This is a genomic window from Comamonas sp. (assembly GCF_009360615.1).
In the GTDB taxonomy this organism is placed as follows: Bacteria; Pseudomonadota; Gammaproteobacteria; order Burkholderiales; family Burkholderiaceae_C; genus Comamonas.
On the sequence record NZ_SPEY01000119.1, the window covers coordinates 1 to 16,496 of the forward strand.

Here is a 16,496-nt window from a genome sequence, read left to right on the forward strand (position 1 = left end):
GGGTACGTCGTGTTTCTTGGTGCTCATTGTGCTTACGGACAGGCCGGCTTGCGCCGGCGGTTGATTGTCCGTTTACACAAAATTCTGCACACCCTCTCTTTGACAGGTCGCTTTCCTGTACTCAAAAACAGCTGACCTCGCTCCCTAGCATGCCTATGCATGGCATCGCTACCTTCTTACGTCACTGTTCATTTCTCCCGACCGGAGTCATTTGACCCGGCCGTAGCTTCGTCGGAGATGGAGCGGGGCTTATCCAAGCTCCGCGTTACAAGTGCGCGTGTGGTCAAGCAGGTCGAAGTGACGCTGCAGTTCAAATCTGCGGCCGACACGGAGGCCTTCGAGGACTGGTACTTCAATACGGTCCGACGCATCGGCTTTTTCAATTGGTACGACACGCGGGGCGGTGTTGTGCGCTCTGTGCGCTTCAAAGGTGGGGCGTTGGGTGAGCTGGTGCCATTGGCCCAAGGGTTTGCTGTTGCGCAGCGCACAGCCACCCTGGAGTACCTGCGATGAACGACTTTCGCACGCGAAACCAGCGCGTTACCGACGATGTCGGGCATATCGAGCTGCTCGAGGTGAGCAACCCCAGCTTTTCGGAGTCCATGCACATCTGCAACGACGGGCAGGACTTCGTGAGCCGCGGCATCAGCTATATCGGCCTGCCTTTTGGCTTCACGCTTCCCGACGATGTGTCCGGCCAGGCTCCACGCATGCGCCTGACCATGGACAACGTGGGGCGGGGCGTCAGTGACGAGCTCGAGCGCCGCTTGCCGGGCACCACCACGATGGCCAAGCTGATTATCGTGCCGCGCGATCAGCCAGATGTGCACCAGCACGTTTACTGGCTGCCCATGTCCAGTGTGAGTATCAGCGGGGCATCTGCCCAGGCCACATGCAGTGTGGACGAGCTCATGCGCCGCGCGGCATGCCTGCAGATTGCCAATCCTCACACCTTGCCGGGGATCTTCTGATGCTGGATGCCCTGCAACTGGATCGATTTATCGGCATCCCCTATTGCCCGCGCCATATGGACTGTGCAGACCTGGCTCTGCTGGTGCAGCGTGAGCTGTTCGGCCGCGTGGTGGTGCTGGCCGGCAAGCGTGCTCGGCCGCTTGAGCTGGACGCGCAAGCTGAAGCCATTGCGGGCTATTGCGCGGAGCTCGGCACGGCGGTAGAGCGGCCCCAGGACGGCGATGCCGTGCTTATGCGCGACTTTGATGCCACACAGGCCGGCCATATCGGCATCTACGTGTTTACCAATTACGCACCGCATGTGCTGCACACCTCCCACAAGCTGGGCGCGTCTGTGCTGCACCGGGCGCAGGATTTGCAGGGCTTCGGCCTGGTTGTTGAGGGCTATTACCGATGGAACTGAATCGCGCTGAATCTGCTGCTGTGGCTGCCGTTGGCGGGGCGCCCGCCGATGTGCTGGACATGGCGGGTCGTCTGGTTGTCTCGCCCAACGCGTTGACGCTGGACGGCCAGCGCAACGTGCCGGCCGACCTGCAGCCTGGCGAGAGCTTGGCAGCCTTCCTCGAGCGCCATGTGCCCGGTATCCGCTCTGGAGCCTGGACGGTCATGATTGGCGGTGCCATGGTGCCTGAGGCCATGTGGGCGCATACCTATCCCAAGCATGGGCAGTTGATCGCCTGCCGGGCCGTGCTTCGCAAGAGTGCGCTGCAACTGGTGGCCCTGGCTGCACTCACCTACTTTTCTGGCGGCATCGCCGGCGGCATTTACGGAGCCCTTGGCGGGACGTATGTGACGGCTGCAGCGGGGATGTACCTTTCTGCAATCCAGGTCGGCGTGTTCATTGCTGGATCGGTGCTGATCAACAAGGTGCTGGGCCCCAAGATCCCCTCTGTTCAATCCCAGGCCCAGAAGCAGATCTACAGCCTGAGCGACCAGCGAAACACCGCGCGGCCTTATGAGCCCATCCCTGTGCTCTGGGGCGAGATGCGCGTGACGCCCGACCTGGCCAGCAAGGCCTATGCCTGGTATGAGGGCGACGACCAGTATCTGAGCACTATCTTGCTCGGCGGCATCAACGTGCACAGCGCCGCGGATCTCGCCGTCGGTGATACGCCCATTGGCAACTATTCCGATGTGAGCCTCTACTACAACGGCTTTCCCGGCATGCCCAGCCAGGATGTCCCGCTGTACAGCAACGTCGATGCCATCGCCGGCGCGGAGTTCGTCAACGGCGGCGACTGGATCACGCGCACGGGCTCGGCCGGTGCCGGCGTGCTGCAGCTGGACATCGAGGGGCAGCTCTACGACGTAGACAACAAGAACAACATCAAGCCCAACTCGGTTGATCTGACGATTGAGGCCCGACTGGTCGGTTCGTCTGCCTGGGCCACCCTGGCCACCAGCACGATCACGAATGCCAGCACCGATGTCCTGCGCCGCACCCATTCGTTTGATGTGGCGCCTGGTCAGTATGAGGTACGGGCCAAGCTGGGCGTGCCGCGCTGGAACGAGGGCGGCTCTGCCGACGCCTGCAAGTTCTCCTGGGTGTCACTCAAGAGCGTTCAGTCCGATACCACCGACTACCGCCAGTGGGGCCGCATCGGCATCAAGATCCGCGCTTCCGGGCAGCTCAACGGCAGCCTGGACCAAGTGCGCGCCACCTATCGCGCTAAGCCTATGCCCATCTGGACGGGCACCGAATGGGCCACGGCCACCACGCGCGCAGACGGTCTGTCCAACCCTGGCGCCATTCTGCTGCAGGCGCTGCGTGGCGTGTGGGTGACGAATGGCCAGGGCCAGCGCATCTTGCAATTCGGGTTTGGCCTGTCCGACGAGCAGATCGACATCGAGGGCCTGAAGGCCTTCATGCTGCACTGCGCAGCGCGCGGCTACACCTACGACAAGTGGGTGACCTCCAGCATGTCGCTGGGTGCCTTCTGCGAGGAGGTGGCTCTGGCCGGCATGGGTGAGTTCGCCTGGACCGATGGCAGCCGTCCCACGGCCGTCTTTGTGACCAACGGCCAGCCCAATAGCGCCGTGGTCAATATGGCCAATATGCTCAAGGGCGGTTTCAGCGTGGATTACGCGCTGAGCAATGCTGCCGACGGCATTGAATACCAATGGCTGAGCCGCGACACCTGGGAGATGACGACCCTGCGCGTGATGGCCCCAGGTGTGACCACCATGCTCAGCCCTGCCCGCGTGACTGGCGAGGGCATCACCAGCGAGGCTCATGCCGCCGTCATGGCGCGCTACCACCTAGCGCAGAGCCTGTACCAGTACAAGACCGTTCACTTCACGGCGGACATCGAGCATCTGGACTATCGCCGGCTGTCGGTGCTGTCGGTCTCCCACGACCTGACCCAATGGGGCTTCGGTGGCCGGGTGATGGCCGCTCAGCGCATCGGCACCCAAGTGCGCCTGACCCTGGATGAGTCGGTGCCGCCCCTGGCAACGGCCTATATCGGCCTGCGTGTGCCTGGTGCGCGCGACTATCGCGTGTGGCCCGTGCAGCAGCTGGCAGCAGAGTCGGATGTCGTCACCCTGGTGGGCGAGTGGCCCGAAGATCTGGATTTCCCCGGCGAAGGTATCGGCAACCCCGCGCATGACACGCTGTGGTGCTACGACTTCAAGGCCACGCCAGGCTATCGCGTGCGCGTGACCGGCATCGATCCCGAGTCGGATCTCAAGGGTGCCCGCGTTACGGCCGTGCCCGAAGGCCCCGAATTCTGGGACTACGTGCTCAACGGCACCTATGTTCCCGCGCCCAACCAGAGCAGCATTCCCCAGCTGGGCCGCCCCGTGGTCAAGAACCTGCGCGTGTCCGAGAAGGTCAATCTGCAGGGGGATACCGAGTGGTACGAGCTGTCTTGCATCTGGGATGTGGAGGGCAATTGCGACCATGCCCAGGTCTGGGCGGGCCGTGACGGCTCCGAGTTGCGCATGGTGGACGGCAACGCCCAGGGCGCGCGCAGCACCTTCCGCATCGATGGGGCTGGCGAGTGGCTGATTGTCGTGCGCCCGTTCAATGCAAGCGGCCAGACCGGGCAGTCGGCAACGCTGCTCTACATCACGACGATGACGCAGCTGCCCCCGCGCAACCCTGGCACGTTTGTGGTCCAGCAGGTGACTGGTGGTCTGCGCCGCTTTGCCTGGTTGTACGCCAGCGACAAGCCTGCGGCATTGGCCGGGGTGCAGATCCGCTATCTGCCCGGCGACATCCCGCTGAGCGTGGACATGTGGGATGACATGCAGCCCCTGGGAGAGGCAGGCGATGTCTACACGGCGCAGTTCGAGACGACCAAGCCGCAGGCTGGCCTATGGACCTTTGGCCTGCGCGCCATCGACACCGCTGGGCAGCTGGCCAACGGCATCGTGCGCTTTGACATCGCCCTGGACCAGAGCTTTGATCAGATTCAGCAGCCGGATCTGACGCCACCGCCACAAGTGACGGGCCTTGCTGCGGTGGGTATGTTCACCAGCGTGCAGGTCACATGGGATGTGGCGAACTACGCCCAGGGCCACGGCCATGCCCGCACCATCATCTATGCGGCCGAGGGCGCCGGGGCGCAGTTCTCAGCCGCGCGCCAGGTGGCCGAGGCCTTTGGTGGGCCTGCCTCCTTTGCCAGCGACCCGGCCACCGCCTGGAGCATCTGGGCCAAGCACCAGTCCGTTGATGGCGTGCTGTCCGATCTGCCGGCCGGTCCCGTGGTGGTGGAGACCGGACAGGATCTGCAGAAGGTGCAAGAGGCGCTGGGCGGCCACATTTCTGAATCGTGGTTGTCCAGCGGCCTGGGCCAGCGCATCGATCTGCTGGACAAGGAAAGCGGCCCGCTCGGGCGCAGCCTGGTCACGGCTGCTCAGCAGCAGGACGCACTCAATCAGTCTGTGCGCGGCAACATCAATCAGATGGCCGAGGGACTGCTCGAGGCAGCACTGGCCGCTGACAAGGCGCTCGAGCGCATCACCGACGCCGGCGTGTATGTCGATCCGGCCACCGGCCAGGTCAAGATCTACGGTCTAGAGCAGACGAATGAGCATGTGACCACGCTCCAAGTGCTGCTCGATGCGGTGCAAGGGCAGTTGGTGCTCAAGGCCACCACTGCCTATGTGGATGGTGCAATTGCCGATGCCACCCTGTCGCCTGCAGACTTGATTCTCTATGAGGGCCTCGATGCCCGCATTGTCGAAGTCACTCAGCAGCTCGACAGCATCAACGGCCAGCTGTCTCAGAAGGCCAGTGCACTGGAGCTGCAGGGCGCCATGGTGCGTCTCACAGCGGCCGAGAGCAATCTGGATGCGCTCAATGGACAGATCGCGCTGCGGGTCACACGGGCTGAATATGAAGCGGATCAGGGATTGCTCAATGAGCGCATGAACAGCGCTGAGATTCAGCTGAGCGCCATTGATGCCCCGGCCATCACGGCAACGGTGATTGCCGTCAAAAAGGCCGAGCGCGATGCGCAAAAGTCCGCCGAGGCCTTGCTGCGCGACATCCTGAGTGGCGAGCAGACGCGTAATGCGGCCGACACTGCGCTGGCGTTTGCGCGGACTGAGCTGACGGCCAAGGTGGAGGAAGGGCTGTCTGCCGAAGCCACGGCCCGCACCGAGCTTGCGGCCACGGTGGATGAGCAAGCTGCAGCGTTGTCGCAAGAGTCGAAGGTGCGGGCTACAGATATCGCTGCTGAAGCCTTCGCGCGGGAGCAGCTGGCTGCGCGGGTCGATGGTGATCTCGGGGAGGTGTCTGCGGCTATTGCCGAAGAAAAGTCTGTTCGCACGGACCAGACGGGATACCTGGGCGCGCTTTACTCGCTGCGTATGCAACTGTCGCAGGGCGGCCAGTTGGTGGTGGGTGGCGTTGCCATCTCGGGCACCTCCTCTGAGGAGTCTGGCCCGCGCATCGACTATGGCGTGATGGCCAATTCGTTCTGGATCGCCGCGCCCGCCGGCTCGCCCGCGGGTGTCTCCAACGTCAAGCCGTTCACGGTGCAGACCACTGAGCAAACCATCAATGGGGTGGTGGTGCCTGCCGGCGTCTATATGGATGCTGCCTACATCAACAACGTGACGGTGCTCTTCGGGCGCTTTGGCACCTTGCTGGCGGACAAGATCCAGGCCACGGCCATCAGTGCCAGCCAGCTTACAGCCGGCAACGGTGTGATTGGCGGCACGCTGAAATCCAGCAACTACGTAGCCGGCTCTAGCGGCTGGACGATGCGCCCTGACGGGATGGCTGAATTCTCTGGCGTCATCGTGCGTGGAACGATCTACAGCACGGCAGGCACCATTGGCGGCATCACCATCAATGGAAATGGCTTGAACGCGGGAGGCTTCTGGGGGTACGCCTGGCCGCCTGCGGGGCAGAGTGGCTTTCACATTGGTCCGAACGGCATCTTGTTGGGCAATGCCAATAACGGCCGGTATGTCGAGATCCAGAGCAGCGGAAATATCTATGCGCCGGGGCTTCGGATCGAGAACGGTAATGCAACCTTCTCCGGCAGCCTCTACGGCGCATCGGGCACCTTCAGCGGCACGATCACGGCGCAAAAAGTGATCACTACCGGGAACCTGGAGGACAACGCGGCTGCAGTGCCGTTGTTTGCCCAGTCTGCGTCCACATACACGGCTTTGTGGGTACCAGCGTTCGACGGCGCGATGACATGCGTCGTTCACTACGGCGGGTCCTTCAATTTCATGAATTTTCGTGATGAAGCAGTGTATTTGACGCTGTATGTCGACGGAGGGGCTGTCCAAAGCATCGTCATTGGAAGCCTGAATTACCCGGGCAATGGTGCTTTCGCATTCGCGTTTTCTGGAAACGGTGCTGGTCGCTCCATTGAGCTTCGGCTGAGCGCTGGAGGGCAGACCCCGTCAGCCAATGTGTTTGTACAAGCAACGCTCCACAAGAGGTAACTCTCATGCGCTACGCAATGCACCGTGCCGGCGAGACCGCCATTTTTCAGATCCTTGAGTGCCCCGAATCCGTCGTGATGGAGATTACGCCCCCTGGTGTGGTCTGTGTCCCGGTTGGCATCGACGTTTCGGATACCTCTCACCTCATCGTGGACGGTAATGCCGTCCCCATTCCGACAAGCACCAATCCATAAGGAGCAGAAATGGCCTGGTACAGAACTGGCACCGTCACGGTGACCAACAACAGCAACGTGGTTACAGGCACAGGCACCGCATGGGTGGATGCTGTGTCTATTGGCGAGACCTTTCTGGGTCCGGATTCGCAGGTTTATGAAATCACGTCCATCGTGAGCGGCACCAGCCTGCGCGTCAGCCCCAACTACAAGGGACCTACGGCCTCGAACCAGAGCTATGCGGTGATGCCCACGCAAAGCTATATCCGTGACTTGGCAGCCCAGGCCGCGGAGCTGGTTAACAGCTACGCAACGGTGCGCGATACGGCGGGTAAAGGGAAGTTTGCAGCTGGGACAGTGGCTGCACCAAGTCTGCGCGCGACTGCTGACGAGGACACGGGCGTCAACCTGCCCGGCGGCAATGTGCTGGAGTTCATCACCGGCGGTGCGGTCCGAGCAACACTGAATTCCGCAGGTGTGATGAATTTTTCTGTGTCGCCGACTGCACCGACGCCAGCGGCAGGGGCGAACAATACGGCCATACAAACCACTGCCGGATCGCTTTTGCAAATGAAGCAGTACGGGTTGGGGCAGGAGCGCTTTGGCGACGTTGCAAGCGGATATCCGAAGGTGTTGCCCGGCAGTATCGGCAATGGCTCTCCGACCACATTCATTACGGCGGAAGCTGCCGACAGCCAGGCTTCTGGGAATGCGCCGGTGAGTGGCGAAGCGTTCTCGGGAGTCAGTGTCTCGCGCGGCTTACGCCCAGTGCAGTTGGGTGTCAGTGGTGCTGGTGCGGGAGCATCTGCATGGTATCGGGGCTATACAACTGCAGGGCCAGTGCTCGCAGACTGGAAACGCCTGGCAGACCTCAACTCGCCGGCGTTCACTGGAGCACCCTCCGCTCCCAATCTGCGCCTCACGAATTCGCTCAGCTCCAACGCCAACACGCTCGATTATTACGAAGAAGGAACATTTACCCCGACGCTTGTCGGAGTCACTGCGGCAGGCACCAATACATACGCGATCAATGCGGGTCGCTATACAAGGATTGGTGGCGTCGTTTTCTGGACGGCCGTTATTGAGCTCTCGTCGACATCTGGAATGGCTGGCCAGCTTCGCATGAATGGTTTGCCTTTTTCCGTGGCAAACGCCAGGGTGGCGCGGGGTGCAGTAACTATCGGGTACTACAGCAATTTGTCTGATACCGCTGCCTACGACTTCCGCGCTTTTCATAACGTGGCTGCTGCCACTGTCGACTTTCTGAAGCGAGCAGTTGGGGGTACCACAAGCGGCGCATTCCCATCTTCTGAAGTTGGCAACACATCGCAAATCTATCTTTCTGGTCACTATGAGGTCTGATATGTCGCTCGAAAAAGTAACTGCTCTCAATTCGGTGGAAATCGTATTTCCTTCCCGCTCTATTAATGTGTCGTGGCACACCTCTATTGTGGAAGATGGGGTGGTGATTTCTGGTCCCAGCATTCACCGCACAGCGTTCAGTGCAGAGAATTATTCGGAGGTGGTACCGGAAATCAGCAGCGTCGTCTCTGCTGATTATCTCGCTGCCGTCCAAGAAAACTCCGTGTTGAAAGAAGAGGCGATTACTGCCGCTCAGCACATTGCTCATCTCGAAGCGCAAGTAGCTGCACTGAAGCTGCAACTACAAAACCAGGGTGGCTGAGATGGACTGGACACCTTTGATTCATGCGCTGATAGCCCTGCTTGCCCAGGCCTTGGTCGGCCTGGTGGTGGGCAACTGGTGGCTGGGTGGCGCGCTGGCCTGCAGCTGGTGGCTGGCGCGCGAGCACACCCAGGCCGAGTACCGATGGATTCAGGCATTTGCGGGCGGGCACCGCGCGGGCATGCCCTGGTGGGGCGGGTTTGACCCCAGGGTCTGGAACTGGGCCAGCTCCATGGACGCGTTGGTCCCGGTAGTCTCCTGCTTCGTCGTCTATGTGTGCGTTGCGGTACCAGCGAGGGCCTGATCTTAGATCCTCTCCCTCCCTAGCATCCCTGAGCTATGTCGATGGCATCCGGTCTTGCCGGCTGCTTTGGTGCTCATTACGGTGGAGGGAGTCCATGAACGAAACACTGGAGAATGCCGCAATCGTTGCAGGCAAGACAGCAACATATGGAGGGGCCGCCGGCGCTGTGCTTGGCGGCCTGACTATTTCAGAGCTTGGCATCACGATTGGTGCCATCGTTGGCATCTTGGGTTGGTTCTGCAGTCAGTATTGGTCCTGGCGCAGGGACAAGCGGGCCGCAGCTGCAGACCATCGTGCGGCAGCTGCTGACCTTCGGGATAAAGCAGAAAGCGACTTGCGCATGACGCTGATGCGCACGACAGGTGCGCCGATCATGCCCCCGGCTAAGGAAACTGAGGAGGCCGAGCATGAATGAGGTCTCAATGCCCAAGGCACCAAGCATTCCTGCCTCATTGGCCAGGAAGGGCGCGATCCCGGCTGCACTGCTGGCGGCCCTGACCAGCCCGCTGGCGTACACGACCCTTGAACGCTGGGAAGGCAACATTCTTCACGTCTACAAGGACAAGCTGGCCAACGGAGTTCCCACGTTCTGCGCAGGCCGCACGGACTGGAAGGCCACGCCAGGCGCAAAGCTGACCAGTGATCAATGCCAGGAGGTCAACAAGACCACGTTGCTCGAGTACGGCTACACCGTCTTGGGCTGTGTGAACTGGGACTATCTGACGGCCAACCGCCTGATCGGCCTGACCATGTTCGCCGTCAACGTGGGAAAGGAGGGCGCGTGCGGCTCCCAGGCTGTTCGCCAGATCAACCAGGGCAACGTAGAGGCTGGCTGCAACCTGATCGCCCGGACTCCGAGTGGGGCGCCGAACTGGTCATTTGCTGATGGCAAGTATGTGCAGGGGCTACAGAACCGCCGGCAGGCTGAGCGCACCTTGTGCCTGGATGAGGTCAGCCAATGACAGATAGGGCCAATTCCATAGCCATAGGCATGCTACTGATCCTCGCATTTTCAGCAGGCTGGGCCGTCAACGGCTGGCGGGCCGATGCTCACATAGCAAAGCTTGAGCTGGCTCAGACCTCACAAGAGCTGCAGCAGACCCGACAGGCTGTCCAAGACCTTCATAGCACCCAACAAGGATTCCGCGATGCGCTATCAAATTTCCAGCAAACACAGCGGACAAACGCTCAGTCGCAGCAAGACCTTGGCAAGTTGTTGCTTGATCTTCGCAGCGCTACTGCAGGGCTGCGCGGCGACTTCGCCGACCTGCCTGTCAGGATCAAGCGTGCAAACCGAGGCTCCCTCGCTGAGTACGCCTCAACCTGCACAGCCGTATTCGAAGCAATGGCAGCAGGAGGTCAGCGATTGGCAGAAGCTGGTGGAGAGCTCGCGCGCAAAGCTGAAGGCCACGCAGCTGATGCAGGACTGATCAGCGAGGCATGGCCAAAATAGAAAAAAGCCCCGGCACCGTGATTGGTGTCGGGGCTTTTTAGCAGTTCAAACTTGCAATTTGAATCTTATGTTTTTATGGAAAGCATTTTTTGCAGAGTTCCATCATGTTTGCATCAGATGGAACTTGGCTTCGAGCTTTTCTTAATGCTTCGTCCGGATCTTCGGAATATACAGATGTCCTGCATTCATGCACGGGTTTCATGTCGCCGCAATCAAGGCGGTTGTGCACGATGCGCTTGTTATTATCATTTTCCGGAGCGATGTAGCAGTACATGATAAGAATAAAGGTGTTGTTAAGCGTCGATTATCATACCTACTTGCAGCATTATTTTTTGCCAAGAATCTTCTGTCGCCACTCCCAAGGCGCAATTGGCTCGGGATCTCGCCACAGGCCGGCCCGGCGCGCCTTGGCTTCTTGCTCAGCAAACTCGTACTGCCCACGCTCCTGCGGAGATTGCTCGCGGGCATAGGAGCGGTACCACCAGGCCATGCCCTGGGTGACCATGGCCAAGCCTGCGTCCAAAGTCTTGACGGGTTCTGGTGCTTCGTCAGGTTTGACCCACACGCTGCAAACGTGGCGCTTGTAGCGATCGAGCTTATTGCACCGCAGCTCGGCCTCTTTCTGAAACGTCAGCTCGGCCAGTGCTTGCCGGGCCCGCTCACCGAACGGCTGCTTACGCTCTGGGGCGTCAATGCCCTGCAGCCTCACTTTGACCTGTTCATATTGCCCGGGCTCGCCGCATCGCGCTGTTAGGGTGTCGCCGTCTGAGATGCCGACGATGAGGCAGAGAAGAGTGGCTGCGATCATGGTGGCAGTGTTGCATTTTTCCAGTTGCAGTTGGCAATAATTAACCGGCCTGCAGACGCCATTTTCATTGCCTGAAGTTGTGTTGGATTGATTTTGGTGGGTGCTGGAATTCACACAGAATTCACACCAAATCGAATGAGGCCTTGCTCCGTAAAGTGCGGACGGCGGTTCAATTCCCGCCAGCTCCACCATCCACCTGTACAAAGGGGTTCAATGAAGTTCATTGAAACCCTTTTTCTTTTGAGAAATCAATGACTTATCGTCTTTTTATGTCTTAAGTGATTTCATTGCTGCCAATGCATAGAGGGGGAACAGTTGGGGGAACAAGCGGGGGTAATGGTAAATTTACCCACTATTGTTCCCCCTTTCCCCTCTGGGGGAGGCCTTTGTGAGAGGATTTGTTCCCTCTATGTTGACTGATGCACAGTGCCGAAACGCAGTTTGTTCCCCCGGTGCCAAGCGAGAGCGTTTTTCTGACGCAGGCGGCCTTTACCTTGAGGTCAGCCCTGCAGGCTCTCGACGCTGGTTCTGGAAGTATCGAAAAGATGGTAAAGAGGGGCGCCTGGCGTTAGGCCGCTATCCGGAAGTTAGTTTGACTGCTGCTCGGAAAGCTAGGGATGCTGCTCGGTTGCAGAAGTCAGAAGGCATCGACCCCGCTAAGGCACGCAAGCTGGAAAAATTGGTCAACCCAACTGGGGTAGCTGACACATTCAAAGCGGTGGCGCTGGAATGGTACGAAAAGCAGGTGCCGCGCTGGAGCCCAGGTCATGCTGAGCGAATGCATCGTCAACTGGAGCGCGACTTGTTCCCGTGGATTGGTGAACGGGAAATGGCGCAGATCCAGCCCATGGAGTTACTCGCTGTGCTACAGAAGGTGGAAGCGCGCGGGGCTGTGGAGACCGCTGACCGTGCACTGATGTTGGCACGGCAGGTCTGGCGCTACTGGCTACCAACAGCCAGCAATACTCAACGTGACATCACCGAAGGCCTGAAAGCTCGATTGACTCCATATCGAGGCTCGAACTTTCCTGCGATTGTGGAGCCCCAGCGCTTTGGGGAGCTTCTGCGAGCCATGTACGCCTATAAAGGTGGACCCTTTGTACGCACAGCTCTTTTGTTAGCTCCTTTGCTTTATCAACGCCCAGGTAATCTTCGGATGATGGAGTGGGCAGAATTGGATCTGGATGCAGCGCTTTGGAAGATCCCTAGCGCCAAGATGAAGCGTAGCGTGCAGGAAAAAGAAAATGGGGAACCGCATGTGGTGCCACTGCCAAAGCAAGCTGTGGCGATGCTGCGTGAATTGCTGCCGCTTAGTGGCCGTGGACGATATGTATTCCCTGGTCAACGTGACCACGACCGCCCAATGTCCGATAACTCTGTGCGTACAGCTCTGTACAGCCTGGGAGTTGGCGAAGAGCAAAGCTGGCATGGTTTTCGAGCGAGTGCCAGAACCATGTTGGTCGATCAGCTTGACCTTGATCCGCTGGCGATTGAGGCCAATCTGGCGCATGCCGTCAAGGATGCCAACGGACGTAGCTACAACCGGACGAAGTACTTGGCAAAGCGCTTCGATCAGGTTCAGCAGTGGGCTGATTACTTGGATCGCTTGCGCGAGGGTGCTGCCGTGATCGAGTTTCCACAAAAAAACAAAGTTATGTGAGACAAGCCAGCGAATAGGGCACTGGATTGTGTGTTACGAGTGGATGCTTTAGCAGCATGATTTTGCGCCCGTGACCGATCAATGTGTCGTACTACGCTTTTACGGCGACGCCTAAACCCCAGATCATGGAGCTGTTTGGGCGAACGGGCACGGACGGCACGCCCGTGCCCTTCCATGTGTATTCTGTGCGCCAAGCCATTGAAGAGAAGTTCATCTTGGACGTGCTGCGTGGCTACCCGTGCCCGGGGTCGGTGTTACCTCCAGTGAGCTTTTAGCTCCCCAGTTGCGTACCCCGGTACTCCGCGGAACGGATTCGCGCGCGCTTCTCGCTCAGGCCGGGGTGGATGAGTCAGTCATTGAGGCGATGTTTGCTGATGGCGTGGCAAGTGAGCCCTGAATCGCCCCGGGTCGGAGTGATTCAAAGCCACCTTTTGCTCTCCCACTGTACTGCACCATCTCGCAATCAAAGGTTGCGTGGTTGGGAGGCAACAGTAGAAGCTGAGGTGGTACCGGCGCTGACAGCCTACTGCCCCGGCCTGAAATGGTTATGTGGCCCGTGCACACTTCAATGAGGGATTGCCGGGTGACATAGCGAACCAGGTCGTCCAGTAGTTCTGCGTTCAGAATTTTCTTAGCGTATGCGGCTACGTATCGAGCCGCTCAATCCAGCAGGTGTCAGCTTCCTGTCCATGCACTTTTCGAGCGTCTCTGAATGTGGGGTTGTGTGGATGCAGCCCATATTTGATGAGGTCTTGTAGCATGGCCGTCCATCGGCGCATGCTTTGTCAAAACCCGTAAGCGCCTGCTGCATGCTTTTGACGGGACTCTGTGTGTACTGCTCCATCCAGGTCTGTGCGTTGTATGAGCCAAATCTACCGCGTAGGCCATTGTGACCACCGGAACTGATTCCGGGGCTCCATGAGGTATTGCCACTCAGTGCCAGCACGACGGAAACTTCAAGCTCGCAATTCTGGCTTTGCGGGTTCTCTTGCCGGCATCCGGCAAATGCCCCTTCGATGGCCGCGGCTGGTGTCTTGGCGCAAGCGCCACCCCAACGAGAACCGCCCGCGTTGCTAACTACAGCTCCCCAGGCCGGGCCAATGCACTCCCGGCCTGCCAAGAGTTGATAGGTGGCGGGGCGCAGATAACGGTCGTTTGCCCGAGCGGCTTGAACCCGAGCCACAGCCTCTTGTCCACTGGAGGCTGAAACCATAATGGGAGCGTCCTGTTCGAAGCCGCTCTCAACGACGAAATAGATGTTGCCGGGCTCCATGTCCGAAGGCCAAATGGGGCGCACGCTATCGTTGGCATTTGTCACTGGGCGCGCGGCCTTGCGGCCGCTCCCGTTGATATCCGGGGAGAGGGGATTCGCGCTGCTCGCCTGAGCTGACGGGCGTTCAGCGTCTTTCAACGGGTCGCAGTTTCTGCCCCGGGCTCGCTTGCATTCTGATGAAAGTTGGCGATACGAGTCGAGAAATTCTTTTTTGTGAGCCTCTGTGGCTTTTCCGCAGCCTCTGTTGGCGTATGCGTACAACTTCGCGGCACGCGCAGTGTTTACCTCAGGGGTATTCGGAAGGCTATTCATTCCCTCCAAATCTTTGGCCATGATTTCGCAGCCGTGAGGCGACGCATGAGAAATGTCATTTGAGGGGGATGCGTGAACTAGTAAGCCGGTCCAAAGCAATACTGCGATTGCAAGTAGGTAACAGACCCTCATCCTCATTGCCTCCAACTAGGAACGGCCAGAATCTAGCTGGACGTTTTGTAAACCAAATACCGCATTCATGGGAGCCCGCGGCGACCAGCGACTGGGCTGCAACTGGTGGTTCTTGGTGACCAACTCGGCCAGCATGCGGTTGGGGACCTCGGCCATCGCCGCGGAATCCATCGCCTGCAGCGTCTTGGGGTCGAGCATTGCGCGGTCCTGCATTCGAGGACCGATTGTGCGCAACCGAGGAGGCAGGAAGCCTCGGGCATATGCCGATTGCCCGGCGGCTGGAATCCGGCACGGGCGAACCGATGAAGTCCATAGGCACGGGCGGGGGCAAGCCTGGGAAGACCCAAAAGACCCGGAAGACCGACTCTCCGTCATCATCAAAAGATGAACGAAGTGTTCTCGGGAAACCTTTCAGATGCCGATTTCAAGGGCTACATCACCATGTTGATCGGCAAGATGGTTGATGACCCAACCCTTCAGGAGCAAGCGCAGGCCAACGATACGGTGGATGCCATTTGCTAATGGCGCATACGAAACCAAACTCAATAATGCAGTGGTGGACGCTTTAGAGAGTCATTACAGTATGGTCGATCAAGCTTTGCGACATGAAAAGGTGTTCAAGGGCTTGGCGAATCTGTTAGTGGCAGAGGTATATCGACAGTTGCGCGAACCTGTTTCCGCACATGCCACACGTTAATATAAAAAAAAAGAAGTGTATTCATGGATGCCCAGCGCACTAGGCGCTGGGCATCCATAACGGGTGTGCTTTAGGGCTCAGCCCTCGCTGAGTGCTCGCCAACCGTTCTCAGTCTTGCGCATGGTGATCTTGCCCTTCATCTGAAGCTGCTGATCTTGCAGCCAGTACAGGACGTCCTGTGCCTTGGCGGCATCGTTGCGGATCTGAAGCAGCGCAGGATACAAAAACTTGGTGGAGCCTCCATTCGGGCATCCTGCAACGTACATGGACCAGACGCTGTCTGTCACCTTGTTGTAGATGGTGTTCGTGGGCTGGTCGCGCTCTTGCTTTTGCCGTGCTTCCTGCTCCATCGCATCGAGCGCCTGCATCTTCTGGCGCAGGCTGCTTGGCAGCGGATGCTCGTTTTCCCACTGGATCAGCGCTTTCCGATATGCGTCTTCTTCCAGGAAACCCATTCCCGGTGGATTGTTGAAGTTGAAGTCTTCGCGACGGGGGGCGCTGCTGTTGTGTTCCTTGCGTAACGCCAGGATCTCAGTCTTGAGCGTTGCGATTTGCTGCTGGTCGGCCTTTCCGGCATCCTCCCAGGCTTTCACGCGGTCACGCTCCTCCTGGTAGGTCTGGCGCATGCGCTTCAAGGTGTCGGGGTCCTTGAGCTCGATGTCGTACGTGAATTCGACACGGTAATGACCATCCTCTTCATAGCCGTTGGTCTTTTTGATGTGCGTCACCTTGGCGTTCTCGCAGGCGGCGAACGCCGTCGCTATGTGGTGGCGGTGTCCCTGGACCCAGCCAGTCGTGGCGGTTCACGCTTTGTCCATCAAAAGCTGAGGGTCGGGGACGTCATCCAGATTAGCGGACAGCACAATCATTTCCCCCTGGTCGAGACTGCCTCCCATAGCGTGTTGGTGGCCGGAGGGATCGGCATCACGCCTGTTCTTGCCATGCTAAGGAGGCGGGATGCCCTGTGCAGGACGGCGCACCTCTAGGCGCAACAAAGCATTGAAAGGATGCTTTGTTGCGCCTAGGGAACCTCTGCATAACCCGAATTCAAGCGTGATAGTGCTTGAACTAGCGTGAGGTCCGCTGGCCTCTGGCACTCAAGATGCCCGCATTTG

General features: G+C 59.1%; 15 protein-coding genes and 1 pseudogene. 13 read left to right on the top strand and 3 right to left on the bottom strand.

The genetic code is table 11. The features are described 5' to 3' along the window. Positions 1 to 159 precede the first annotated feature (159 nt). The 10 genes from E2583_RS24090 to E2583_RS24135 all read left to right on the top strand — a co-directional run bounded on the left by E2583_RS24090 (position 160) and on the right by E2583_RS24135 (position 10,499). Entirely contained in the window at positions 160 to 513 is a 354-nt protein-coding gene (locus E2583_RS24090; RefSeq protein WP_291599407.1) for a hypothetical protein, read from the top strand. Continuing rightward, positions 510 to 971, top strand: coding sequence for a DUF1833 family protein (locus tag E2583_RS24095; protein ID WP_291599409.1), 462 nt, complete (start codon positions 510 to 512; stop codon positions 969 to 971). The genes E2583_RS24090 and E2583_RS24095 overlap by 4 nt, the downstream gene beginning before the upstream one ends. Beyond that, positions 971 to 1,375, top strand: a complete 405-nt coding sequence (locus E2583_RS24100) for a hypothetical protein (protein WP_291599411.1) — start codon at positions 971 to 973, stop codon at positions 1,373 to 1,375. The genes E2583_RS24095 and E2583_RS24100 overlap by 1 nt, the downstream gene beginning before the upstream one ends. Beyond that, positions 1,366 to 6,885: a host specificity factor TipJ family phage tail protein gene (locus tag E2583_RS24105; protein ID WP_291599413.1), complete on the top strand. Its 5,520-nt coding sequence runs from the start codon at positions 1,366 to 1,368 to the stop codon at positions 6,883 to 6,885. Before E2583_RS24100 ends, E2583_RS24105 begins: the two co-directional genes overlap by 10 nt. A gap of 203 nt (positions 6,886 to 7,088) precedes the next feature. Beyond that, complete coding sequence (locus E2583_RS24110) at positions 7,089 to 8,420, top strand: hypothetical protein (RefSeq protein ID WP_291599415.1); 1,332 nt, start codon at positions 7,089 to 7,091, stop codon at positions 8,418 to 8,420. A 1-nt stretch (position 8,421) separates the two neighbouring features. After that, the gene (locus tag E2583_RS24115) at positions 8,422 to 8,742 is read left to right on the top strand and encodes a hypothetical protein (protein WP_253233170.1); all 321 of its coding nucleotides are present in this window, start codon (positions 8,422 to 8,424) and stop codon (positions 8,740 to 8,742) included. A 1-nt stretch (position 8,743) separates the two neighbouring features. Further along, complete coding sequence (locus E2583_RS24120) at positions 8,744 to 9,046, top strand: hypothetical protein (RefSeq protein WP_291599419.1); 303 nt, start codon at positions 8,744 to 8,746, stop codon at positions 9,044 to 9,046. A gap of 94 nt (positions 9,047 to 9,140) precedes the next feature. Beyond that, positions 9,141 to 9,461, top strand: coding sequence for a holin (locus tag E2583_RS24125; RefSeq protein WP_291599421.1), 321 nt, complete (start codon positions 9,141 to 9,143; stop codon positions 9,459 to 9,461). Next, the gene (locus E2583_RS24130; protein ID WP_291599423.1) at positions 9,454 to 10,008 is read left to right on the top strand and encodes a glycoside hydrolase family protein; all 555 of its coding nucleotides are present in this window, start codon (positions 9,454 to 9,456) and stop codon (positions 10,006 to 10,008) included. Before E2583_RS24125 ends, E2583_RS24130 begins: the two co-directional genes overlap by 8 nt. Next, positions 10,005 to 10,499: a hypothetical protein gene (locus tag E2583_RS24135; protein ID WP_291599425.1), complete on the top strand. Its 495-nt coding sequence runs from the start codon at positions 10,005 to 10,007 to the stop codon at positions 10,497 to 10,499. The genes E2583_RS24130 and E2583_RS24135 overlap by 4 nt, the downstream gene beginning before the upstream one ends. Positions 10,500 to 10,824: 325 nt before the next feature. Here the strand turns inward: E2583_RS24135 and E2583_RS24140 are convergent, their stop codons facing one another. Next, positions 10,825 to 11,307 carry a thermonuclease family protein gene (locus tag E2583_RS24140; protein WP_291599445.1) on the bottom strand — a complete coding sequence of 161 codons (483 nt, stop codon included), beginning with the start codon at positions 11,305 to 11,307 and terminating at the stop codon, positions 10,825 to 10,827. A gap of 409 nt (positions 11,308 to 11,716) precedes the next feature. Between E2583_RS24140 and E2583_RS24145 the strand changes: the two genes are divergently transcribed. After that, positions 11,717 to 12,967 (top strand): integrase arm-type DNA-binding domain-containing protein, encoded by a 1,251-nt coding sequence (locus E2583_RS24145; protein ID WP_291599427.1) that lies wholly within the window; start codon positions 11,717 to 11,719, stop codon positions 12,965 to 12,967. A 1,732-nt stretch (positions 12,968 to 14,699) separates the two neighbouring features. On the opposite strand, the gene E2583_RS24150 is transcribed toward E2583_RS24145, so the two are convergent. Then, positions 14,700 to 14,882 (bottom strand): hypothetical protein, encoded by a 183-nt coding sequence (locus E2583_RS24150; RefSeq protein ID WP_123974922.1) that lies wholly within the window; start codon positions 14,880 to 14,882, stop codon positions 14,700 to 14,702. A gap of 186 nt (positions 14,883 to 15,068) precedes the next feature. Between E2583_RS24150 and E2583_RS24155 the strand changes: the two genes are divergently transcribed. Continuing rightward, positions 15,069 to 15,206 carry a hypothetical protein gene (locus E2583_RS24155; RefSeq protein WP_291599429.1) on the top strand — a complete coding sequence of 46 codons (138 nt, stop codon included), beginning with the start codon at positions 15,069 to 15,071 and terminating at the stop codon, positions 15,204 to 15,206. 252 nt (positions 15,207 to 15,458) lie between these two features. Here the strand turns inward: E2583_RS24155 and E2583_RS24160 are convergent, their stop codons facing one another. Next, the gene (locus tag E2583_RS24160) at positions 15,459 to 16,109 is read right to left on the bottom strand and encodes a hypothetical protein (RefSeq protein ID WP_012837641.1); all 651 of its coding nucleotides are present in this window, start codon (positions 16,107 to 16,109) and stop codon (positions 15,459 to 15,461) included. A 21-nt stretch (positions 16,110 to 16,130) separates the two neighbouring features. Here E2583_RS24160 and E2583_RS24165 point away from each other — a divergent pair. Continuing rightward, positions 16,131 to 16,346, top strand: a pseudogene (locus tag E2583_RS24165) (oxidoreductase); the annotation flags it as partial. Between the last annotated feature and the right edge of the window lie 150 nt (positions 16,347 to 16,496).